Source organism: Pseudomonas sp. GW821-FHT03C07 (genome assembly GCF_059420925.1).
In genome coordinates this window covers 706768-729364 of sequence record NZ_JBWKUQ010000001.1, presented here as the reverse complement: position 1 = coordinate 729364, position 22597 = coordinate 706768, and the positions used below count along the sequence as shown (strand labels likewise).

At 59.8% G+C, this 22597-nt stretch carries 21 protein-coding genes and 1 pseudogene; 5 read left to right on the top strand and 17 right to left on the bottom strand.

The window, feature by feature from the left end; genetic code table 11:
• Window positions 1-61: 61 nt before the first annotated feature.
• The 3 genes from AC07VG_RS03220 to AC07VG_RS03210 form a co-directional block, all read right to left on the bottom strand.
• On the bottom strand, window positions 62-193 hold the full coding sequence (locus AC07VG_RS03220; protein WP_495020453.1) for a hypothetical protein: 132 nt from the start codon (window positions 191-193) through the stop codon (window positions 62-64).
• Window positions 193-2493: a Kelch repeat-containing protein gene (locus AC07VG_RS03215; RefSeq protein ID WP_495004846.1), complete on the bottom strand. Its 2301-nt coding sequence runs from the start codon at window positions 2491-2493 to the stop codon at window positions 193-195. Before AC07VG_RS03215 ends, AC07VG_RS03220 begins: the two co-directional genes overlap by 1 nt.
• Before the next feature lie 72 nt (window positions 2494-2565).
• Window positions 2566-3639 carry a hypothetical protein gene (locus tag AC07VG_RS03210; RefSeq protein WP_495004847.1) on the bottom strand — a complete coding sequence of 358 codons (1074 nt, stop codon included), beginning with the start codon at window positions 3637-3639 and terminating at the stop codon, window positions 2566-2568.
• A 129-nt stretch (window positions 3640-3768) separates the two neighbouring features.
• Here AC07VG_RS03210 and AC07VG_RS03205 point away from each other — a divergent pair.
• A pseudogene (locus AC07VG_RS03205) lies at window positions 3769-3903 on the top strand (NIPSNAP family protein); the annotation flags it as partial.
• 189 nt (window positions 3904-4092) lie between these two features.
• Here AC07VG_RS03205 and AC07VG_RS03200 read toward each other — a convergent pair.
• Window positions 4093-4440, bottom strand: a complete 348-nt coding sequence (locus AC07VG_RS03200) for a DUF6124 family protein (RefSeq protein ID WP_495004848.1) — start codon at window positions 4438-4440, stop codon at window positions 4093-4095.
• A gap of 706 nt (window positions 4441-5146) precedes the next feature.
• Between AC07VG_RS03200 and AC07VG_RS03195 the strand changes: the two genes are divergently transcribed.
• Complete coding sequence (locus AC07VG_RS03195; protein WP_495004849.1) at window positions 5147-5710, top strand: DinB family protein; 564 nt, start codon at window positions 5147-5149, stop codon at window positions 5708-5710.
• A gap of 401 nt (window positions 5711-6111) precedes the next feature.
• Here AC07VG_RS03195 and AC07VG_RS03190 read toward each other — a convergent pair whose 3' ends face one another.
• A complete protein-coding gene (locus AC07VG_RS03190) occupies window positions 6112-6447 on the bottom strand; it encodes a hypothetical protein (protein WP_103499541.1) in 336 nt (111 codons plus the stop codon).
• Between the two features lie 315 nt (window positions 6448-6762).
• Here AC07VG_RS03190 and AC07VG_RS03185 point away from each other — a divergent pair.
• Window positions 6763-7616 (top strand): IS5 family transposase gene (locus AC07VG_RS03185; protein ID WP_495003427.1). Its coding sequence is split into 2 segments (ribosomal slippage): window positions 6763-7104 and window positions 7107-7616, totalling 852 coding nucleotides; the frame shifts between segments, so codons are not numbered across the junction.
• Window positions 7583-7822: a transcriptional regulator gene (locus tag AC07VG_RS03180; protein WP_495003428.1), complete on the top strand. Its 240-nt coding sequence runs from the start codon at window positions 7583-7585 to the stop codon at window positions 7820-7822. The genes AC07VG_RS03185 and AC07VG_RS03180 overlap by 34 nt, the downstream gene beginning before the upstream one ends.
• A gap of 171 nt (window positions 7823-7993) precedes the next feature.
• On the opposite strand, the gene AC07VG_RS03175 is transcribed toward AC07VG_RS03180, so the two are convergent.
• The 12 genes from AC07VG_RS03175 to AC07VG_RS03120 form a co-directional block, all read right to left on the bottom strand.
• Complete coding sequence (locus tag AC07VG_RS03175; protein WP_495003429.1) at window positions 7994-8485, bottom strand: Lrp/AsnC family transcriptional regulator; 492 nt, start codon at window positions 8483-8485, stop codon at window positions 7994-7996.
• A gap of 135 nt (window positions 8486-8620) precedes the next feature.
• Window positions 8621-10006 (bottom strand): aspartate aminotransferase family protein, encoded by a 1386-nt coding sequence (locus tag AC07VG_RS03170; protein ID WP_495003430.1) that lies wholly within the window; start codon window positions 10004-10006, stop codon window positions 8621-8623.
• Between the two features lie 11 nt (window positions 10007-10017).
• Entirely contained in the window at window positions 10018-11490 is a 1473-nt protein-coding gene (locus AC07VG_RS03165; protein WP_495020452.1) for an NAD-dependent succinate-semialdehyde dehydrogenase, read from the bottom strand.
• Between the two features lie 165 nt (window positions 11491-11655).
• Window positions 11656-12690 (bottom strand): glycine betaine/L-proline ABC transporter substrate-binding protein ProX, encoded by a 1035-nt coding sequence (gene proX / locus AC07VG_RS03160; RefSeq protein WP_495003432.1) that lies wholly within the window; start codon window positions 12688-12690, stop codon window positions 11656-11658.
• 71 nt (window positions 12691-12761) lie between these two features.
• Window positions 12762-13658, bottom strand: coding sequence for an ABC transporter permease (locus AC07VG_RS03155; protein WP_495003433.1), 897 nt, complete (start codon window positions 13656-13658; stop codon window positions 12762-12764).
• Window positions 13651-14784, bottom strand: coding sequence for a quaternary amine ABC transporter ATP-binding protein (locus AC07VG_RS03150; RefSeq protein ID WP_495020451.1), 1134 nt, complete (start codon window positions 14782-14784; stop codon window positions 13651-13653). Before AC07VG_RS03150 ends, AC07VG_RS03155 begins: the two co-directional genes overlap by 8 nt.
• A 250-nt stretch (window positions 14785-15034) precedes the next feature.
• Window positions 15035-15424 carry a carboxymuconolactone decarboxylase family protein gene (locus AC07VG_RS03145; RefSeq protein ID WP_495020450.1) on the bottom strand — a complete coding sequence of 130 codons (390 nt, stop codon included), beginning with the start codon at window positions 15422-15424 and terminating at the stop codon, window positions 15035-15037.
• On the bottom strand, window positions 15417-16229 hold the full coding sequence (locus AC07VG_RS03140; RefSeq protein ID WP_495020449.1) for an alpha/beta fold hydrolase: 813 nt from the start codon (window positions 16227-16229) through the stop codon (window positions 15417-15419). The genes AC07VG_RS03145 and AC07VG_RS03140 overlap by 8 nt, the downstream gene beginning before the upstream one ends.
• A 5-nt stretch (window positions 16230-16234) precedes the next feature.
• Window positions 16235-17311, bottom strand: a complete 1077-nt coding sequence (locus tag AC07VG_RS03135) for an LLM class flavin-dependent oxidoreductase (protein WP_495003437.1) — start codon at window positions 17309-17311, stop codon at window positions 16235-16237.
• A gap of 22 nt (window positions 17312-17333) precedes the next feature.
• Window positions 17334-18845: an aldehyde dehydrogenase gene (locus AC07VG_RS03130; protein ID WP_495003438.1), complete on the bottom strand. Its 1512-nt coding sequence runs from the start codon at window positions 18843-18845 to the stop codon at window positions 17334-17336.
• A 22-nt stretch (window positions 18846-18867) separates the two neighbouring features.
• Window positions 18868-19851: a flavin reductase gene (locus AC07VG_RS03125; RefSeq protein ID WP_495003439.1), complete on the bottom strand. Its 984-nt coding sequence runs from the start codon at window positions 19849-19851 to the stop codon at window positions 18868-18870.
• A 129-nt stretch (window positions 19852-19980) separates the two neighbouring features.
• Window positions 19981-20580, bottom strand: coding sequence for an amino acid synthesis family protein (locus AC07VG_RS03120; RefSeq protein ID WP_495003440.1), 600 nt, complete (start codon window positions 20578-20580; stop codon window positions 19981-19983).
• 168 nt (window positions 20581-20748) lie between these two features.
• On the opposite strand from AC07VG_RS03120, the gene AC07VG_RS03115 reads away from it, so the two are divergent.
• Window positions 20749-22524, top strand: coding sequence for a helix-turn-helix domain-containing protein (locus AC07VG_RS03115; RefSeq protein WP_495020448.1), 1776 nt, complete (start codon window positions 20749-20751; stop codon window positions 22522-22524).
• Window positions 22525-22597: the final 73 nt, after the last annotated feature.

The following is a 22597-nucleotide window of genomic DNA, read 5'->3' as shown; positions in this document are numbered from 1 at the left end:
TAGTCATAAACATACCCGTTTGCCTATCCCTTATCTTAAGGGGGGAACGGTGTCCTGTCTTTCATGGGGCTCGTTCAGTCACATCGTTGCCCACCACCATGACCAGCTTGCCTGAAAAGGTGCCGTCATCCAGGGCCACTGCGCTCTTGCACACCAGCAGGCTCGCCGTGAGTACCAGAAAAGTGAGTTTCATTATCGGTCCTCCTGCAGAACAACACTGTGGTCATTGGGCAATCTCACCACTTGATACTCAAGACCTTGGGAGACTGCGGAGAGCACCGTGGTCCATTTCAACGTCTGCGGATCAAACCAATCGGTATCGTAGTGCCCGCCATTCGGTGCGCGGGCTTCGACGACCCAGCCTTTCATCACCAGGTCGTCGCTCACCGCAAGCACCCTGCGGTTCTGACCAAAGGCAGGCAAGCCGGTGTTCGGTTGACGCAACCAGTGCGCACCATCGAGGGAGGATATCTCCATCGGATAAGGGCCATCACTTGCCGCAAGGGGCAATGTCCCAAAGCGCACGACTCGCCCGTCCGCCAGGATAAGGGAGGTGGCCTGGGTGAAAACACTGAGGGCTGACTCGCTCCAGCGCCCATGCTGCGGGTCGAATGTCACATAGGTAGCGGTACTGTCGAAATCCCCCAGGTACTGGAATTCATCCACCGCCTCAGGCCGCTCGGAGTCCGGCGAAAACAGCGCCAGCCCATGCGGTTGGGATTCGCCGCCGACAAAGACAATTCGCCCGTCGCCTATCTGGCGGATCTGCATCGGGTCAGTGGCCGAAGGCCGGCGCAGGTGCTTGAAAGCCGGCCACGCCACCCGCTTCAGGGATGCAGGGGTAGTACTGCTATCCAGGCTGATCTCATGAATTTCGCCTGCCGCATTAACCTCCAGCAGGTTACCGTTGGCCAGGGTCGTCAGCGCATTGATAACCGAGGGCGCTGTGCCATCGACGCGCTGCCATTGCGGGGGATCGTCAGCCTTGCCGGGGGGAAGCCACTCCATCAGGTAATGCTGCGGGGGATCGCTTTTTCTGAAATTGTCCAGGTTGCCATCCATTATCAGCACGCCGCCATTGAAGCGGTACGCCCGGCCCCTGTCGTGAGCGGCCTGCATGGGCGATACCGTGCCCAGACGGCCGGAGGTGTCGATGCTATCAACCACATTCAGGCCTGAACCGCCCATCACCATTGCCGGCTCGCTTGCCGTCGCCGGCAAAAAAACCGCGCCTTGCCGGTGCAGCGACAACAACTGCGGCGGCACCGCAACGGCTTCCTGGCGAGGGAAGAGCGTCTGGCGCAATGCAACCGGATAAAGGCTCTGGTCCCCCAGGCATTGAGAGTGCTCAAAGGAGCCTGATTCAGCCCAGGCATAGAGGCGACCAGCCGCCTGAAATGGAAAAACGGCGCACCCGCCGTATTGTGAACTCATACCGGACGCCAGCACTTGCCACGTGTCACGCTCGGGTTCATACCCCAGAATGTCGCCGCTAGTGCCTGCAATCATCATCAACAGGCGGCCATCACTGCCGGGCAAAACCATCGCACGATGCCCGGTGTTGCCAGAAGGCATGGGGGCCGCCGGGACAAAGCGGCCCGTTGCGGGGTCCAGGCGCTCTACGGTCCGTGACCCGTTGCTCCCCCCCGCCAAATGCGTAAAGCCACCGGAGACAAGCACACCGCCATCGGCAAGGGCCGTGGCATTGAGCTCGGACCGTGCCTCAAGCATTCTCGGGCCGTCACTCCATTGGCCGGTCTTTACATCGAGCACGTAGGTCTGGTCACGACAGGCATTACAACCACGGTACGGGTCATCGCCGCCTCCAAGAATCATCAAATTGCCTGGGCCAACAGTGGCCAGGCCATAATCGTTTCGGTAGGCAACCGCGAGCTCGGGCATCTGCGTCACCTGCAGGGTGCCGTCGACCACGCTGATGGTCTCTACGTGCAAATGACGATCGGCCTCCGTGCGCCAGACGTGGCCCAACATGGAGGGGGACAGCACGACCTTTTGCGAAGGCGGCTGGGACTCGCGGTATTCGATGACATGACCCAGCGACTTGCCATCATTGGCGACAAACCCGAACAACGCCATCTGGCGCCCCGGGCAGGAGTCGATCCACAGCCCAACGATGCCCGTGGGCAACCGTGCCTGCCATTGCAGCAACGCATTTTCCGTAAGGCCATCCATGACAATCGGGCGCTGCGTCAACTGGCCTGTCACGGGGTTCCAACTGTCCAACGTCGTGGGGGCTGCCACACAATGGTAATCGGTGGACGACCACTTCCGGCCATCTTGCCCAAGCCACTGAAAAGCCCCGGAGGCATCCGGCGTCATGGCGCCGTCGCCGGTGATATGCACCGAAGGCAATGGCGCAAACGGCAGCGTCTGGGCAACACCTTCGGCCCCGTGGGCAAGGGCCCCCGTCAGTATGCACAACAGCAACCCCGCCAGACCAAGCGGCAGACGGACTGACAAATCCCTGATCATGGGACTTCCTTATTGAGAACGTTGGTTGATCGCGTCGATAGGACGCTGTGCCTCAGCCGGCCAGCGGTTGAGTCAGTGAAGTGTCACCGGGAGTTTCTCGCGCCCGCCCTGGGTCCAGCTGCCCGACAGGCTCCCGTCGGCCGTAACCCTGAGGTCGAACACCCCGGATCCCCCATCGGCAGGATCAAGGCGCAGTAGAATATGCCCCGTGCCCATTCGGGTGAGTGTTAGCGGAATGTGCTGTTTGTCGCGGTTGTAAAAATAGAACGGCTGCCCGTCGCCGAAGATCATCAGGCTGATCGGCAGCTTGTCACCCAGCTCGCCGACATAGAGCCCGTCATGCAAGCCCGTGGTGGCCCTCAAGTCACAATCCGTCTGGTGCGAGAGCAACAGACAGCGACCGTAAGAAGTCAGGCCGGGGGCCAGCTCGGCGTAAGTCTCGCTATACGGCAAATCCATGAGGTCATCCAGCGCCTGGATCACGTGGGGGAACTCACACCCCTGAAGCAAGGTCAGTTTGCCGCCCGCCAGGTAGAAATCATTACGGGTCAACTCGCCGCGAATCATCCGTACACGACATTCCCTGTAACTGCTGCGCTGAGTCTCAGAGTCTTCATGACCGTCATCCGATCCCGGCGAAGAGTCGGCCCTGTCCGGCCTTTTCAGGAGTTCATCGATAGCTGCCAGACGCGCACGGAGCATGCGCTTGTCCAGGCGCCCCATGGCGGCGGGGGTGAGCAGATCGACAAGTTCGATCCGCTCGCCACTCTGAAGATCGAAGACCACTGGCCGACTGCTGTAACTGGGATGAGCGCCCATATAGTAGTCATTCAATTCCAGCGACAGATAGCCCGGTGCTTGATCCAGAACGGAATAACTCAGCCCGACGGTACCAGTTTCCGGATCCTGCTTTTCAAATGGCGATCGCGTGTACTTGCCATCTATCAGGCCTAACTGACTGTATTGCAGCCAGTTATTGATGCGCAGCGCGACATTCGCTGGCGTACCGACTATCAGAGGAGTGGCAAAATCATCCGCTTTTTCCGGATAGAGACGGGATTTCAACTGCTCCACCTTGAGCGCTGAAAAAACCAAGCCAGGCCAAAAAATACTCAACAGCGCAATCAGAGCGAAGGCTCCACGCATGACTCACCACTCCCTGGGCCTGTGCGCGACAGTCTAGCAAGTATTCATGTCCGGATGGGGCCTCTGGCGGTGCCACGAACGAAGACAGTGTAAGCCGCCGGGCTATCCAACAATAGCTAGAGGTGCGACTTGACTCCCCGTTACCTGAAATACGTTCTGGATCCTTACAAACTCAAGGAGTTCGAACATTACGCCCACCTATGGATTCCCCTGGTGAGCTGGTTTGGGGGGCCACATCACGACTGCTTCCTCCACCGCGAAGGCCGTCCGTGCCAGTTCCACATTGAGTGCAGTCAGCGACTCGTGTTGATGGGTGTTGTGGTTCAACTGAGTCGTACACTACCTTGGGTTTCTTGTCTCGGTCCGAGCAGGTGTCAGGCAATTGCCTGTGGGGCTTTGAAAGTCAATTGAACGGGAAGTCTCGCTTCCCGTTCATCAAGCGTTTGAACGCGGTCAGCCGTTGACGCTGACTACCTGTCCATCCAGTACTGAGTCCATCCTCAGCTGTGCCAACTCAATCAGATGCACCACACCCATCGCCACCTTGCGGTTCGAACCGGTCTGGTTGTCGGCGTGCTCATAGGCCGTGGCCGCCGCGGATTGCAGAATTGAGTAGACGTTGGCCAGGGCGCCTTCCTGGTTCCCGGGCTCATGCAGATGATCATGCAACACGGTGACAGGCGTTGGATTGGCACCTGCCTTCGGACCGAGGTTGTAGTGAGACAGCGCCCGGTCGGCGATATGAGGGTCGATGCTTTCGATGTTTGAGGTTGCAGGCGGATTGGGGGTAGGTTTGAACATGTGGCGTGACTCCAAGTCAGTCAACGAAGTGAGCCGCAACCATCGCTACTAAACGATTTAAAGGTGGCGGCCGAACGCAGGTTAGTAGACCGGTGACTAGGCCCGGCGCGCACGAATGCGCCCTGCGCACGGCCACCATAAAGCGCAGGTCGAAAGACATCGCCTTGCTGAAGGGGGCACTTTGCGCCTAGTCAAACGGCGGGCTACTAAACCCGATCACTGATGAGCAGTGACGAGTCGAAGCCTAGCCGCGAGATCAGGCGCAAACAAGCGGTCAGGATTTTCTAGGAAATTTCACTCAAGGGAAAGAGAGTTCTCTTGCCTGCCACTGAAATTGCTTCGGTGAGAGGCCGCGAGTGCCACTGGGCATATGGTCGATCACCACAGGTGAAAGAGACCGCTAGCTGGTCGCTACCTGGAGACGTACGGACTGTCTGCTCTGGAAATCAGTTTCTGAACAGTGGCGGCCAGAAGCAAACACTCTGAACCACCGAAACCTCGCGTACAGCCGGTCGAGATCGTATTGAAGTGTACGATGAGCCAGTATGTTCCCAGTCGTGCAAAGTGGACTTCCATATCCGCCTTCCTGAACCGCCTGACCGCTGCGCCCGGACCCTGGCGAACGAGACCAGCAGAGTAGTCACACCAATCAGGGATGCGCTATCCACTATCCTTGTGACTCAAGCAAACCTTTAGGCCATTCCCAATGAACAGCTTCCTGGCGCAGGCACAAAACAACCAGTGGTCGAACCGGCGATTGCTTTCCGCATGCTTCGCGTTAAGCCACGAGGAGTACGTGGCTGCACGAACGAGCTTCTTTCCCTCTATCGAACGAACGCTGTTGCATATATTGGACGTGGATCAGTTCTACCTCGCAGCACTGGAGCTTGATCTGGAAGGACAACGTAAGGAACTCCCTTCAGATTTATCGATTCATCAGATAGCGCAGCTTCAATCGGCGATAGACATCCGACTGATAGCTTATTGCGAACGGTTGGATGAGAACTCATTGGGTCGCCAAGCAGAGGTTGTGCGGGCGGAGGGCATAGTACTGGAGCGGGTCGACCGCCTACTGCTGCACCTATTCCAGCATCAGATCCATCATCGGGGACAAGTTCACGCGATGCTGTCCGGCACCCGTGTTGCACCTCCACAGCTTGACGAATTTCACCTGGATGGTGATCTACCACTACGAGCTTTGGACGAGGATCGGCTTACCTTCCCTCCGACGAACGTTCCATTACGCCCAGCCCCTGACGTTCCCAGCTGAGAGGCCTCACCGCATATGACTGGACGGCTAAACACCTAGCACGTGAGGGGGACTGGTCGAGTCAATAGTGCCAAATTTCTCGCGGGGTATAGCGATCCGAGCGAGGGGATCGCTGGCAAAATTGTTAGTCCACTGTGGGTCGGTTGCCGCTGGCAGAAAACGGCCGACTCTGTTGAAAAAGTCGCTCGGCCGCAGAAATGGGGGCCGACTGTTTTTCAACAGCATCGGCCGCAAGCGGCCAGTCACTCGGAAGAGAGCGATTTCGTGGGATCTGGCCGATTGCGTCGTGTAGCGTCGCTCGAGCTAATGGGTAGTCTGATGATCAAAGGCTGTTCCAGTGCATGATGAACTGCGTCGAGACAGCACCGATCTTGATCCAGCAGAACCCGCCAGGGCGATAGTTACTGCACGTTTTTCAGCTTGATTACATCACCGGAGACTTTGGTGGTGTAGCCGCTCAGGACCCAGGCCCAGAACCAATTTTCCTGCACTTGCGTATTGATCATCGCATCGCCCCCCTTGGCCTCGATTGCAGCGTTCTGGGCGCGGACGAAACGGCTGTTCTGGCGGATCGGAATCACACCGAACAACATCAGGCCAGTGGCGGTTGCTTCGCTGTGACCCACCACGGTGTATTGGCTGCTGTCATAGTGCGGCGAGGTTATCGGGGCTCCGGTGCAACCCGCCAGAATCAGGCCGAAAACACCACCGGCTACAACTTTACTGAGGTACTTCACTGAACAACTCCATGGCAGAAATCCCAGGATCCAATTCCGGGGGGCGACACTCTACCCGCCCCGCTGGCCATTTGAAAACAATCGATTCGAAGCGGGCCAAAGGTCAGAGGCTGCTTCTGGCCGTTTTCTGCCTGATGCAACAGGCAGCTATGGGTCGATTGTTACCGTTACAACTTGGGCGTCCGCTCAATGTAACGGAGGCGGGGTCCCACCAAAAGATTAGGTTCTGTACGAAATTCGAGGAAACCGCCCCACGCCCCCTATGGCATTGAGATTTTGTAGAGTTGGCGGCTATTCAAGGAAAGGAATCCTGTGATGGCAAAGCGTTATGAAATCTCTGATGAAGCCTGGGATCTGGTCGCGGATCTTTTCACTGAGGGGCGCCACAGAGGTCGGCCTCGTGTTGATGATCGGCTAATGCTCGACGGTATCCTCTGGATCCTCCGCTCCGGGGCGCCCTGGCGAGATATGCCTGAATGTTTGGGCCCTTGGTCAACGGTTTATCAGCGGTTTCGAGATTGGCGCAACCGAGGAGCGTTCGACAAAATGCTCAAGCGATTACATCTCAGGCTGAATGAACAGGGCCTGATCGATTTGCAAACGTGGATGATCGATTCGACTGCAGTACGCGCAACCCGAGCCTCGTCCGGTGCGGGAAAAAAAGGGGGCTTGATGAGCCTGATGAGCATGCGCTTGGCCGCAGCCGTGGGGGACTGACGACCAAGATCCACATGCTGAGCGACGCCAATGGCGTGCCGTTGCATTTCCTACTATCAGGCGGACACGCGAGCGACATTACCTATGCTGAACCATTGCTCGACGGCGCCAGTATTCCTGGCCGGCGCGGTCGCCCCCGCACGCGCTGTCGTTGGTTGCTTGCCGATAAGGGGTACGACGCCGAGGCATTACGTCGATACTGTGATCGTTATCGGATGCAGTCTGTGATTCCGTTGCGCATCATGAAGCGCAAGCCCAAACCGGGTTTGCCGAGATTGTTTGATAGACCCAAGTACCGTCAGCGCAACATCATCGAGCGTATGTTTGGATGGCTGAAGGAAAGCCGTCGAATCGTGACACGCTTCGACAAGCTCGCAAAAAGCTACGCGGCAATGCTCTCCCTAGCCTGTGCCATGCGGTGTTTACGGCATCATTTTTTGTACAGAGCCTAGGAGTAAAACTAAAAATTAAGGATATTGAACGGCTAAAAGTAGCAGCTACTTCTATCGGCCGAACCCCGCACTGGTTGATCAAGCAAGCAACGCTGGACTGGCTGTCTCGGGTCGAGACTGGGGCTGCGGTTGCCGATTTAATAGGTATAGACCAAGTCGATGATGATAACCAAAAACATAGTGTGCGAAATAGAAGTCAAGAATAGTTTAGGTGATTTAAAGTGGGATTTGCTCTTGTGATTTGCTTCATCTCCACGTGCATAGGAGCCGGTTAATTCTATTGGCGACCAGGCTCAGAAACCAGATCACAGTAACTTGCATGAAGCCAAGCGCTTTAATAAGTTGCGGAGGCGGTAGGGTTGACCTGTCGCCTAGCATTAGTCTGCGAGAGATAACACTTTCAACGCCTGGAGCGGCAGCGCCCCGCCGGTTTTGATGGTCTTGGTGACGATATAGGTGAAATAGCGCTCGATTCCCAGGTCTTCCAGTAGTAACTGATCAATAAAACGCTGGTACTGATCAATGTCCGGCGCCTGGATCATTGCAATGTAATCCACACCGCCTCCAGTGGCGTAGCAGAACTCCACTTCGTCCGCAGCGCTCATGCGCTGTTCGAACCGGCGCATGTCGGATGCCGTGTGCCGGGCCAAGGTAATTTCCACCAGCAACCGTTGTCTTTTGAATACCTGGTTCCAGTCGATCAAGGCGCGGTAACCCTTCACCAGGCCCGCGCTTTCCAGCTTGCGCACTCGCTCCCAGGTCGGTGTCACCGACAGGTTGATGGCCTCTGCCAGATTCGACTTGGTGATACGCCCGTCCTCGGAGAGGATCCGCAGGATGTTCAGGTCATAGCGGTCTAACTTGTGCATCGTGAACGAACTCCGAAAGCGCAGGGGTGAGTGTCAGGCCGACTGCAACGCTCTCGCAACGGCTGCTTCAAACGGCGAAATCCCGGCTATCCGGGGTTTCGCCGTTTCTTTAAAACGCTCAGCGCCTTGGGAGACTCAGACCAGCACTTCACTGGCTACTTGATCGACCGCACGTTTGGTGATGTCGACGATCAGGTCGGCCTCTGCCTCGGTCAGGATCAACGGCGGGGCGAAGCCGAGAATGTCGCCATGGGGCATCGCCCGGGCGATCATGCCGAGTTCGAGACATGCCGCCGAGACTTTCGGGCCAACCTTCAGCGCGGCATCGAACGGCGTGCGCTGCTCACGATCCGCCATGAACTCGACCGCTGCCAGCATGCCGTCGCCACGCACTTCGCCCACCAGAGGATGCCCTTCGAGGGTTTCACGCAAGCGGCGATTGAGGTAGCTGCCGACTTTATCGGCGTTGGCCGTGAGGTTTTCTCGTTCGAGGATATCCAGGTTGGCCAGGGCCGCCGCCGCGCAAAGCGGATGCCCGGAATAGGTCCAGCCATGACCCATGGCGCCTTGGGATTCGGATGCCTTTTCGATGACGTCCCAGACTTTCTCGCCGACGATCACCGCCGACAACGGCGCGTAGGCGCTGGTCAGGCCTTTGGCCGTGGTGATCAGGTCCGGACGCATGCTGTAACGCTGACTGCCCATTTTCGAACCCAAGCGGCCGAACGCGCAGACCACTTCGTCGGCGATCAGCAACACATCGTATTTATTCAATACCGCCTGAATCGCCGCCCAGTAACCGGCAGGAGGAACCACGATGCCGCCGGTGCCCATGACCGGTTCGCCAATGAACGCGGCGACGGTATCGGGGCCTTCGGCGAGAATCATTTTCTCCAGCTCGTCGGCGCAATAACGGACAAAGGCGGCCTCGTCCATACCGGCGGGGGCTTTGCGGTACCAATGTGGGCAAATAGTGTGTTTGACGCCTTGCTCCGGCAGGTCGAAATGCTGATGAAACGTCGGCAATCCGGTGAGGCTGCCGGTCATGATGCCCGAGCCGTGGTAACCCCGATCGCGGGAGATGATTTTCTTTTTCTGCGGACGACCCAACACGTTGTTGTAGTAGCGCACCAGTTTGATCTGGGTTTCGTTGGCGTCGGAACCGGACAGGCCGTAATAGACCTTTTTCATGCCCTCGGGCGCCCAGTCCATGATTCGACTCGACAGCTCGATGATCGCCTCGGTCGAGTGACCGACATAGGTGTGGTAGTAGGCCAGTTCCTTGGCTTGCCTGTAGATCGCGTCGGCCACTTCGGTGCGGCCGTAGCCGATGTTCACGCAGTACAGACCGGCAAAGGCGTCGATGAATTCGCGGCCTTCATGATCACGGATGCGGATGCCCGAGGCGCTCTGGATGATGCGTCCCTTGAGCGCGCCGCTGGCGTGGTCATGGGCGTGGGTCGAAGGGTGCATGAAGTGTGCGCGGTCTTGCTCAAACAGCGTGTCGAATTCTTGGGTCATGATAAGTCTCCTTAGAACTGGCCTTGATGGTGCAGGCAAAAGTATTTGGTTTCGACAAAGGCTTCGAAGCCCTCGGTGCCGCCTTCGCGGCCCAGCCCCGAGGCTTTCATGCCACCGAACGGGATCGGGTGGCCGGTGAACTTGACGCCGTTGACCGCGATCATGGCGTGGTCGAGGCGGCGAATCAGGGGGTAGATCAGGTCCAGGCGGTTGGAACAAATGTAGGCCGCCAGACCGTATTCGGTGTCGTTGGCCATTTCGATGGCTTGCTCCAGTGTGTCGAACGGCATCACCCCTGCAATCGGCGCGAAATTTTCTTCACGGTAGATGCGCATTGGCGGCGTGACATCCGCCAGCACGGTCGGCTGGTAAAACAAGCCACCCAAGGCGTGAGCCTCGCCGCCCACCAGGCGTTGCGCGCCCAGCTTGAGTGCATCGGCCACACGTTCGGCGGTCACGTCAAAAGCGGCCTGGTGCATCAGCGGGCCGATATCGACCTGTTGTTCCTGCTCGCCGATCAGCGCCGGGCCGACCCGCAGCTCACGCACGGCGGCGGCGAAACGACTGAGGAACGCCGGGTAAATCGAGCGCTCGACCATGATCCGGTTGGCCGCGCAGCAATCCTGGCCGGAAGTCTGGAATTTGGCTTCCACCGCGACCTTCACCGCCAGTTCCAAGTCGGCATCGGCGCAGACAATGAACGGCGCATTGCCGCCCAATTCCAGCGCGACCTTCTTCACGTCCTGGGCAGCTGCTTGCAGTACCAACTTGCCGACCCGGGTCGAGCCGGTGAAGCTGACCGAGCGCACGCGGCTGTCCTGAACCAAGGTTTGCATGGCCATCTGCGGTTCGCCCAGCACCACGTTGAACACGCCCGCCGGGAACCCGGCTTCTTCCGCCAGTTGCGCCAGGGCCAGCGCCGAATACGGCGTTTCATGGGCCGGCTTGATCACCACGGTGCAACCGGCGGCGAGGGCGGCAGCGGCTTTGCGGGTGATCATTGCCGAGGGAAAGTTCCACGGTGTGAGCAGTGCACAGACGCCGACGGGTTCCTTGACGGTGCCCAGGTGCGCACCGGGAATATGGCTGGGAATATTCTGGCCGTAGAGGCGTCGCGCTTCTTCGGCGAACCAGGGGATGAAGCTCGCGGCATAGGCGATTTCACCACGGGACTCGGCCAGGGGTTTGCCTTGTTCTTGGCTGACAATGCGCGCGAGATCTTCCTGGTGCTCAAGGATCAACGCGGCCCAGCGTCGCAGAATCGTGGCGCGGGCTTCCAGGCTCAGTTCGCGCCAGCCTGCAAAGGCCCGGTGCGCCGCATCGACTGCCGCGACAATCTGCGGTTGATCGAGCAACGGCACATGGCCAATCAATTCATGGTTTGCCGGGTTGTGCACGGCGATGCTGCGACCGCTGTCACTGTGGACCCAATGCCCGTCGACGTAGCACAGGGCCTTGAACAGCAGCGGGTGTCTGTAGCTCATTGCGTTCACTCCAACTTGTCTGGGTAGGACTCATGCTAGGGCAGGGCGGGAACGGTAACTGGAGTTTTGGCGGGGGGACGGCAGCGGGTTTTTTCTGATTACAGGCCGTCAAACAGCGGTTTTTGCGGTGAGCGGGCAAACCCGCTCAGCGCAAAGTCTGCGGCGTTACTGAGCGGCTTTGGCCGTGGCCACCCAGCCATCCATCGTTGCCTTGTTTTCACTCATCCAGTCATCCGCCAGCTTGCGGATGTTACGTTCGCTGGAGCCGTCCTGGCTGATGGTTTTTTCCCAATAGCTCCAGGTGGCCTGGGGAAACGTCATCTGCTCCACCAGCGCCTTGATGGCCGGGTTGGCCGCGACAAATTGCTTGTTGCCGATGGCGTACCAGTTCCACGCGGCCATGGCCATGCGGCAAGGATCTGCACCGCCGGCGCAACCGGTCACCCCTGGGGTCAACGCCGAAACGCTGCTCGGCACATTGCCCGGCAGGGCATCGAACGGTGTCGGCAGCCAGACCACGTCCTTGCCCGGCACCATGGTGTTGGTCATCCATGACGGTGCCCAGGCATAGAAAAACACCGGCTCGCCGCGTTTCAGGCGCGCGACGTTTTCGAACATCAGCGCCTCATATTTGCCGCGCACAGGGTTGACGGTGGCCTTGAGGCCGAACTTGTCGAGTTGATAGTCGACCACATCGCCGCAGCCCCAACCTGGGTCGCAGCTAATTAGGTCAGCCTTGCCGTTCTTGCCGAACAGCCCCGCGATCTTCGGGTCCTTGAGCTGATCCAGACTGGTGATGTGGTAAGCGTCGGCGGTTTTCTTGTCGATCATGTAGCCGTTGTAGCCGGCGCCGGTGATAGAACCGCCGCCCACTACTTCGGTGCGATCCTTGACCTTGTCAAAGCTGGGTTGCAGCTGGGGCAGGGTCACGTCCATCGACAGGTCCAAGTCGCCCTGGGCCGCCGCTGGGAAAAACAGCGTGGTGTTGACCGTGCTCAACTTGGTCGCATAACCCAGGCGCTTGCTGGCTTCGATGGCGATTTTGGTGATGACGTAGTTACCGCCGGTGCTTTCCGACTGCACAAAGCGAATGGTCTTGCCTTTGCCGGGCAGGTCGTCGGCCATCACTTGCGTGCAGGCCAGACCAACCAGGGACAACGTTGCTGCAAATCCAAGCAAGGCTTTGAATGGACGCATCATAATTTCCTCTTTTTTTCTCGTTATGGTTAAGGGTTGGCAGTCAACAACGGGCATTTAGGATTTCTTTGTTGTTATGCGTTTACCGGTCGGGGATTGAGTAGGCGCTTGAACAGCGACTTGCGTTTACGCACGGACGGTTGCGCGAGTTTCTGGGTGATCCGGTCGAGCATCATCGCCAGCAACACAATGGCGATCCCGCCCACGGCGGCGCGGCCAACGTCCATGCGCCCGAGGCCCTGCAACACCACCAGGCCTAGACCTTCGGCGCCGATCATCGCCACCACCACCGACATCACCATGGCCGTGAGCACGGTCTGATTGAGGCCGCCGAGGATGGTCGGGATCGCCAGGGGCAGCTGGATTTCCCAGAGCATTTGTCGGCGGTCCGCACCAAAGGCGTGGCCGGCTTCCACCAGTTCGGTGTCCACCATGCGGATGCCCAGGTAGGTGAAGCGAATCAGCGGTGGGCAGGCGGAAATCACCACCGCCACTTCACCCGACACCGTGCCGACGCCGAACAGCATCACCACCGGCACCAGGTACACGAAGGTCGGTGTGGTCTGCATGATGTCGAGGATCGGCCGCATCGCCTGCCAGACCCGTTCGCTGCGGGCGCACCAGATGCCCATGGGAATCCCGACGACCATGCAGATCACAATCGCCGTGGTGATCAGCGACAAGGTGGTCATGGCCTCGTCCCAGACACCCAGCACGGCAATCGCCACCAGCGCCGCAGCACTGAACAGCGCCACCCCCAGGCTCGCGGCACGGTAGGCCACGAGGAACATGAGCAGCACCATGATCGGGAAGGGAATGGCGTGGATCAGCGAGTCGCTCAACGCCAGCAAGTGCTCCACCGGCCAGCGAATCGCCAGGAACATCGGCCGCAAATGAATGCCCAGCCACTCGACGCCCTGGCTGATCCATTGGTCCACGGGGAAAACCGCGATGTCTTCTGAACTAAGCATGATATGCAACCTCCGCAGCGCTCGGGCGATGGGACGCGACGCTGGCAATGCAATCGAGAATGTGGGCGCTGCTCAGGGTGCCGATAAACAGCCCCTCGCCGTCGACCACGGCCACCAGCAGGCCCGGCTTGAGTAGGCGCGCCACTTCCACCAATTTGGCGTTGCCCGGCACGCTGACAAACTGCGGCGACAGGCGTTGCAGCGCATCGGCGCCGCCACCGACGGCCAGCAATGCGGCGGAATCGAGCACGCCGACCGCTTTGCCGCTAACGTTGAGGACGAACGCACCGGCGCTGTCATTGCCGACCACCCGGGTGTCGCCCTGGACCAGCAAGGTGCCGGCGGTTTGCATGATCGACAGGGCATCGAACAACCGTGAACGGTCCACATCCCGAGTGAACGCCGCGACATAATCGCTGCCCGGATCCATAACGATTTCCTGGGGCGTGCCCTCGCGCACCACTTGGCCGTCGGCCATGATCGCGATGCGCGTACCCAGCTTGAGGGCTTCCTGGAAGTCATGGGTGATGAACAGAATGGTTTTCTTCAGGGTGCGTTGCAGGCGCAGCAACTCGTCCTGCATCTCGGTGCGGATCAGCGGATCGAGGGCGCTGAAGGCTTCGTCCATGATCAACACGTCAGCGTCGGTGGTCAGGGCACGGGCCAGGCCGACCCGCTGGCGCATGCCGCCGGACAGTTCGTGGGGATGGTGATCGGCCCACTTGGCCAGGCCCACGACTGCCAGCACTTCTTCGGCGCGCTTGCGGCGCTGGGCCAGCGGCACGCCCCGCAGCTTGAGGCCGAATTCAGTGTTCTCGATCACGGTTTTGTTCGGCAGCAGGGCGAAGTGCTGGAACACCATGGAGATGCGCGTTCGGCGCACTTCGCGTAACTGGCTTTCGTTGAGGGTCACCAGGTCCTGGCCGTCGAGCAGGATCTTGCCCGCCGTCGGTTCGTTCAAGCGATTGATGCACCGCGCCAGGGTTGATTTGCCCGAGCCGGACAGGCCCATGATCATGTAGATCGCGCCACTGGGAATGGACAGCGATACGTTATTGAGGCCGACCACTGTCGCCGTCTCGGCCAGGATCCGGTCTTTGCTGGCCCCGGCCGTTAAGAGCTGCATGGCCCTCTCTGGCGCCGAGGAAAAGACCTTGTAGAGGTTCTCAATCTTCAGTCGTTCGCTCACCAATTGCCTCCAATTGTTATTTTTCAATCTGCGGAAAACTTCATGTATAGAAATTTTTGGGCTACTGGCAGTTAAAGGTCATTCAGTCACGCAAGGGTGCAGTCTCAAAAACTTCTTGTTGTTCAATGGCACTTACAGCATGAGCGGCGTGGCGAGTGCAACGCCGAGACGCCAGTCGGTTGCCAAATCATGGCCGTTCGTCCTGGCTCATGCTTTCCCGTGCTTTGCGGGCGATGCGGAAGGCTTCGACACCCGCCGGGACGCCGCAGTACACCGCGATCTGTGTAAGGGCGGCACGCAGTTCGTCGTCACTGAGGCCGTTGCGTATTGCCCCGCAGAAGTGGGGGCCGAACTCGTCCATCCGCCCCAGCGCCGCGAGCATGCCCAGGTTCAGCAAACTGCGTTGCTTGAGATCGAGGGCGTCGTCGGTCCAGACCATGCCCCAGCAATACTCGTTGAGCACGTCCTGGAAGGGGCGGGAAAAATCATCGGCCTTGCCCAGGGCCTGATCGACATAAGCGTTGCCCAGAACTTGGCGGCGAACGGTTTCGCCTTGGGCCTGTAATGATTTATCCATGGTGTGTCTCCGAATCAGTCAGAAAATCGCGCATGAGTGCTGCCACCTGCAGTGGCGCTTCGATCAGGATGCAGTGCCGCAATCCCGGCAGTATCTTCAGCTGTGAACCCTGAATGCGTTCGTGCATCAGGTCGGCCATTCGCGGGTTGGATCCCGAGTCCTCGGCGCCCGTGGCGATCAGCGTCGGGCAGCGGATCTGCGCGAGCTGTTCACCGAAGTCCGACTCCGCCAGTACCCGATAAGCCGCTGCGTAACAGCCCGGATCGTTGGCGGCGTTTTGCTCGCGCAAACGGCTGACGACGTCGGGATGACGCGCCTGAAAGTCTTCGGTCAGCCAGCGCGACAACGACGCTTCGTAGTGGGCGACCGGTGCGCCGGCCTGCAACGCCGCCAAACGCTCCTGCACCCGCTCACGCTCTTGAGCGTTACGTCCGGCGACGGTCGACAGCAACACCAGGCGGCGGATGCGGGCCGGGTGGGTCAGGGCCATGCGCTGGGCAATCAACCCGCCCAACGAGAAACCGGCCAAGTCGAAGCGGTCGAAACCGACATGGTCGGCCAGGGCCAGGGCTTCGCCCACCAGATGATCGATTTCATAACGGCCCTGGGTGTGCGACGACTGGCCATGACCGCGCAGGTCGAAGGTCAATACGGTGAACTGGTCTTTCAAACCTTTCACCACTTCGGTCCAAGCCTCAAGGCTTGAACCGACGCCATGGATGCACACCAGCGCGCGCGGCCCCCGGCCATCGATGCGATAGTTGAGCGTCACGTTGGCCACGCTGAAACGTTGTGCGTCGCTCATGGCGCTTACCCCGCAACCTGTTCGCAACGTTTGGCGCGTTCGCGTTCGGCGAACACCGGCATCACTTCATCGATAAACAGGCGCAGGGTCTGTTTCTGCAATTCGAACGGCAGGTTGAAAGTCAGGCCCAGGCAATACTGGTCGACGCCGGCGGCTTCGTAATCGAGCAGTTTCTCGATGATTTCTTCCGGGGTGCCGAACATCAGGTTGCGCCGAATGTTTTCCGGGTTGTAGTTGTCCTTGCCTTTGACGCTTTCAAATGGCACCGGCTCGGGGAAGCCGTTGTGCACGGTGCCGATGTTCTGCATCAGGTTTTCGAAGGCGCGGCCAAAGTCCATGCTGTGCTTGACCGGACGCTCCCAATCGCTGGCGTTGGCGTAGACGCAGGTGCGGCGCTGCATCATGAAACGTGGTTGCGGCACTTCGGGGTGATCGGCCACGGCCTTGTTGAATTTCTCTCCGAGTACGGCGATTTCCGCGGCCGGTAACGAGAGAGGGGTGGAGAGGATGTTCGCGCCGATGCTCACCGCCCAGTCGAAGGTACCTGGATCCCGTGCCGCGACCCAGATGCGTGGGTGATCCTGTTGCAGGGGTTTGGGCACCGCTGCCGTCAGCGGGAATTTCCAGTAGTGGCCGTCATGGGCGTAATCCCCGGACCAAAGCTTTTGCACCGCCGGCACCAGTTCTTTCATGTAACCCACGCCTTCCTGCTGTTGCAGGCCGGGGGTCATGCGGTCGAATTCATACTGGTAGGAACCCCGGGCAATACCGAACTCAAGGCGTCCGTTGGTCAGGTGATCGCACAAAGCCGCTTCGCCCGCCAGGCGGATCGGGTGCCAATAAGCAGCGGCCAGCGTCGCGGTGCCCAGGCGAATGCGCTCGGTGTGCTGGCCGAGCCAGACCAGGGTCTGGAACGGGTTGGGCGCGATGGTGCATTCGAGGGTGTGATGCTCCGAGGTCCACAGGGTTTCGAAGCCGCCTTCATCGGCGATCTTCGCCAGTTCCAGCAGGTTGGCCATGACGGTCTGCATGGGCACGTCAGGGGAAAAGCGTTCCATGCTCAGGGATACGGCAAATTTCATAAGATGCTCCTTAATGACTTGATCAACGCAGGCGAATGACGAAGGGGTCTTGCATCTCGCCGGAGTAGTCGATGACCACGTTCTTGGCCCGGGAAAACTCGCGCATCACATCGAAGCCGCCGCGACGGCCATAACCGCTGTGCTTGAAGCCGCCATTGGCGGACATGTAGGCCGAACTGCGGTAGGTGTTGATCCACACCGTGCCGGCGTCGATCCGGCTGGCAAAACGCATGGCACGGTCGATGTTCTGGGTCCAGATGCCCGAGGCCAGGCCGTAGTGCGTGTCGTTGGCCAGGCTGAGCATTTGTTCTTCCGAGGTGAAGGGCATCACGCCGACCACCGGGCCGAACAATTCGTCGCGCATGAAGGGCATGTCATTGGTGGCGTTGGCCATTACGGTTGGTTCGAAGTACCAGCCTTCGGACAGGTTAGCGGCGTTGGGGCGCTTGCCGCCGATGGAGATCTGCGCGCCCTGTTTGGCGCCGCTGGCGATGTAGCCTTCGAGTTTTTGCAGTTGGGCTTGCAGCGCCAATGGGCCGATGTCGGTGTGTTCTTCCATCGGATGGCCAACGGTGATGCGTTGTGTGCGTGCGACGAGGGCTTCGACGAACCTGTCGTAGATCGGCGCTTCGACGAAGCAGCGCGAACCGGCGACGCAGCTTTGCCCGGCGGCGGCGAAGATGCCGGAGACCACGCCATTCACGGCCTTGTCGATATCCACATCGGCAAACACCACATGCGGTGACTTGCCGCCCAATTCCATCTGGCACGGAACCAGGTTGTTGGCGGCGTTGCCAGCGATCCGCCGACCGGTTTCGGTGCTGCCGGTGAACACGTATTTGGCGATGTCCGGATGACGGGTCAGGGCATCGCCGGTGACCGCGCCATTGCCGGTGACGACGTTGACCACACCGGCTGGGAAGCCGGCCTCGATGATCAATTCGGCCAGGGCCAGGGTAGAGGCGCTGGCGTGCTCCGACGGTTTGATCACCACGGTGTTGCCGATGGCCAGGCAGGGCGCAAGGGTCCCGGTGAGCAGCATCAGCGGCGAGTTCCATGGGGTGATCATGCCGACCACGCCGAGGGGTTCACGGCTGCTGTAGTTGAGCTGGTTGAGCTTGTTGACCGGGATTACGTCGCCTTGCAGCTTGTCGGCCATGCCCGCGAAGTAGATGTAGGCGTCGGGCAGGGCGCTCATCTGGGCGCGCATCTCGCGCAGCAGCTTGCCGTTGTCGCGGGTTTCCAGTAGGGCCAGTTCTTCGGCGTGTTCGGCCACCAGTTGCGCCAGGCGATAGAGCAATTTGCCGCGTGCAGTGGGCGTCATGTTGCGCCATTGCGGGTCGTTGAAAGTCTTGTGGGCCGAAGCGACGGCACGGGCTACGTCGGCGGCATCGGCCTGGGCAAATTGGTACCAGGATTGGCCGGTAGTGGGGTCGAAGCTGTCGAAGTAAGTGGCGCTGTCGGGGGCGACGAAGCGGCCGTCGATAAACAGGTTGAGGCGATTGCCCTCAAGGGCACTGACCGTGGTTTTCATGCAGGCGTCCTGTGCGTATGGATCAAAGGGATTCGTGGGCCAGCGCGGGTTGCGGCGGCATGGCGTTCTCGATCATCTCCACCCGGCCGCTGTCGGCGGAGCCGGTGTAGATGCCGAACTGCTGGTTCTTGCGTTCACGGGCATAGCGGCGCACCACCGAGCGCAGTTCGTTGACCGGCATCTGTTCGATGGGCAAGTCGTCCAGTGGGAAGAAACGCAGGGTGTCGGGCAACTCGAGGTCGGGGTCGAGGTTGTCGAGTTGCGCGCGGTAGATCAGGAAACCGGGATCGGTGTCATCGACGTCGAACACCGAGTACAGGAAGGTCGATTCCAGCTCGATCGACAGCGCGGTCTGGCCCGCATCGATAAAGCCCTTGCGCTTGCCGGCCACGGGCAGGGTCCAGCCACCCTTGCCATCGGCGCGGAACAGAATCGCGTCGCCGGCTTCGATCAGGTAACCGATGATCATCTTGTGCGAGGCCAGCCAACTGGCCGGCAGCGCGTCCTGGATGTTGGCGTAGCGACCGCGGCAGAAACACAGCGGCAGCTTGGGGCTGGTGCCGAAGGCGCGGACCTGGCCGATCAGCACCAGGTGGTCGCCGGCATCGATGCGCTGGTCCACGGTGCAGTCGAACCAGGTCAGGCTGTCTGTGAGGATCGGTGCGCCGGTGTGGACCTTGTCGTGATTGACGGTATGGAATTTGTCCGGCGACTTGGAGGCAAATGTCCCGGAGACATCGACCTGGCCTTCGTGCAGCAGGTTGACGGCGAAGTGCTCGGTGCTGGCGAACGAGGTGTAGCTGGCGGCGGATTTGCCGACGCACACCAACAGTAGCGGCGGGTCGAGGGACACCGAGGTGAACGAGTTGGCCGTCATGCCCCGTGGATTGCCGTCGGCATCATGGGTGGTGATGACCGTCACTCCGGTCACGAAGGTGCCGAAAGCCTGACGCAAGGCGCCCGGATCGACGGCTGCTACGTTGGCACTGACCATGGTGCTCGGCATCGGAGTACTCCTGTGTTCAAGGCGTGTTTCTTTTGTGGTTTAAAGCAAGCCTACGGGGAACAAAACGCTTGGGCTTGCATCGATCGGGAGCAACCGCAGCAAAAGTTTTGCTGCGGTTCAAAGCAGTGATCAGTCCTTAGTTCGCTCGGCTTCCATTTCCGCCATGTCCTGATAGCGGTCGGCGATGCGCGGGTGAGGGCGCGAGCCGTCGGCGGCGCCGATAGCGATCAGCACTTCGTCCGGCCCCGGGGCATCGGCGATCTGGAAATTGGCGGTGAGGAAGTGCGAGCGCTTGCCGGTTTCGCTTTTGTGCACCATCGGCAGGGAGAGCAGGGCCCCGGGTGCATTGCGGGTGTTGGTGAAGCTCAGGTAGGCGGTGCCGTCCACGGCTTCGCGGAACAGGTTGCCGAAGCGCAGGGTGTGGATCAGGCCCGAGGCGTGCTCGATTTCACCGTTGACCCCGACAGCGGCGGCCTTGCCGAAGGCTTCGACCTGGTCGCCGGGCATCAGCGCGATCAGGCGGCGTGTCATTTCGTAGCCCAGGCCCGGCGCGAGGCGCAGGATCTCCGGACGCAGGTTTTCGACGAAGCCCTGGCCGGCCCAAGGGTTTTTCAGCACGGCGGCGACGACGATCAGGGTGATTGGTTTGCCGGCGTCCTTGCCGCCCTCGATAAAGGTTTCCTCGATAAAGGTGCAGTACTTCCTGACGCCCAGATTCTCTAGATTCATGATGACTCGTTGCCTTTGTAGCGATGGGTTGTGGCCTTAGGCTAGGAGCAAAGGAAAACAGCGTCTTCCATGGTTCAGGCGTACAAATGAGCTGGACATTGCTCGTAACCGGAGCAAGTATCAGGTCGGCCTGGCACGCTAGTTTGCTGCCGTGATCTCCACGTTCAGGTGAGCGCCTTGAATCGAGAAATGCAGATACTGTCGTTGCGCGATGTGGCCAGTCAGATCAACTCTGGCGGCGATCTGCAATCGATGCTGCACCAACTGGTCTACGCAAGTTGTCGCCACACCCACTGGACCATGAGCTCGATCATGGCGATCGATATGGACGCCGGTTTTGGTCACGTCATCGCCCGCCATGACCCGACCCTGGTGCAGCGGCCGCTGGTGGATTGCTGGGAGCTGTCGTCCAGCCCGGTGATGACCGCTCTGCAACGCAATGAGCCGGTATTCATCCGCGACGTGCGCGAATGCGAGTACCCCGGTTATCGCAGCGAATCCCTGGAACGGGATTACCGCACGGTGATGGTGATGCCGATGAACTGCACCGACTTCGACGGCCGGCCCATGGTGCTCAGCGTGATCTCCCGCACGCTCATGGACGTGTCGGAGGAAGACCGGGTGTTTCTCGGCATGATCATCCACCTCGGCGCCATTGCCGTGGAGCGTCAGCGCCAACTCGAAGCCGAACGCCGCGCCGCCGAACGCATGCAGCAGGCGTTGCACGTGCACACCACGCTGCTGGAACACGTGCTGGGCGGCGGTTCGGTGACGTCGCTGTCGCTGATGGTCGGCAACCAATTGCCCAATCCGGTGATTGCCGTGGACTTCACCGCCAACCAGGTAGTGGCCGGGCGTTCACCGGACACCGCGCTGTTCGATGACAGCGCCTGGCAGGCTGCGGCCGCCGGGGTGCTGAGTGCGCAAATCTCCAAGGCCGCCCATGAAAGCCTGCGCAGTGCCCTCCGGAGCACGGTCAATTTATTTCTCGACGACGGCCAGCGACAGTTCACCCTGCGGGCGCAGATTGAGCCGCTTATGGTCGATCACGAATTGGTGGGGGCGCTGGTGCTGTTTCCGGTGGCACAGCCGCTCAACGAGCTGGACCTGATGATGCTCGAAAGCGCCAAGTTCGCCCTAAGCGTGCAGATGATGCGCAGCTTTATCCGCTTTCGCTTCGAAACCCGGACTCAGACCGAACTGCTGTTCGAAGTCCTCGAAAGCCGATGGCGCGACGCCGATGATGTCCAGCAGCGGGCGCAGCGCCTGGGCATCAGCTTCGACACCGCGCAGCAGATGATCATTGTCGACTACGGTGGCAAGGCCCGGGAAGTGAAGAACCTGCACCACAACGTCTCCCGGATACTGCAGCGGGCGGGGATGCAGGGGGCGGTGATCATCGTCGACAACGGACTGGTGTGCCTGGTGCCGGCGGAAGGAGAAAAGGGCCGGTTGGCCAAGGTCAAACGGCAGATCGCCGAGGACCTGGCGCATTACCTTGGGGTTGAGCCGATTCTGCTGGCCAGCGGGGTTTGCCGGTTGTTGGTGGATTATCCCGCTGCCTGGGAACGCTGTCGGCGGTTGATCGAGATTGCCCGTTCATTCGGTCGCAGCGGGCCGATCTCTAATCAGGATTTTGGCCCTATTCCGATGTTTGTCGCTGCGGTGGGTGGGGAAGATATTCGCACCTTTGTCAATGACAGCGTCGGCGCCATGCTGGCCCATGACCGCAAGCACCACACGCCCTACATGGAGACCCTGACCGCCTATCTGCGCGAGAGCTGCCGCAGCCAGGCGTGCGCGGATGCGATGGGGGTGCATGTGACGACGCTGCGTTATCGGCTGGCAAGGATTCAGGAGCTATTCGGCATTGATGTCGAGACACCGGAGCGGCGGTTTGCAACGGAGTTGGCGATTCACCTACAACAGGTAATTGATAACTAGTCGCGCTATCAGATGCATCGGGTAGTCGTATGCGGCCCTGTTAGTGAGCACGTATTGCATCGTGCACTTATTT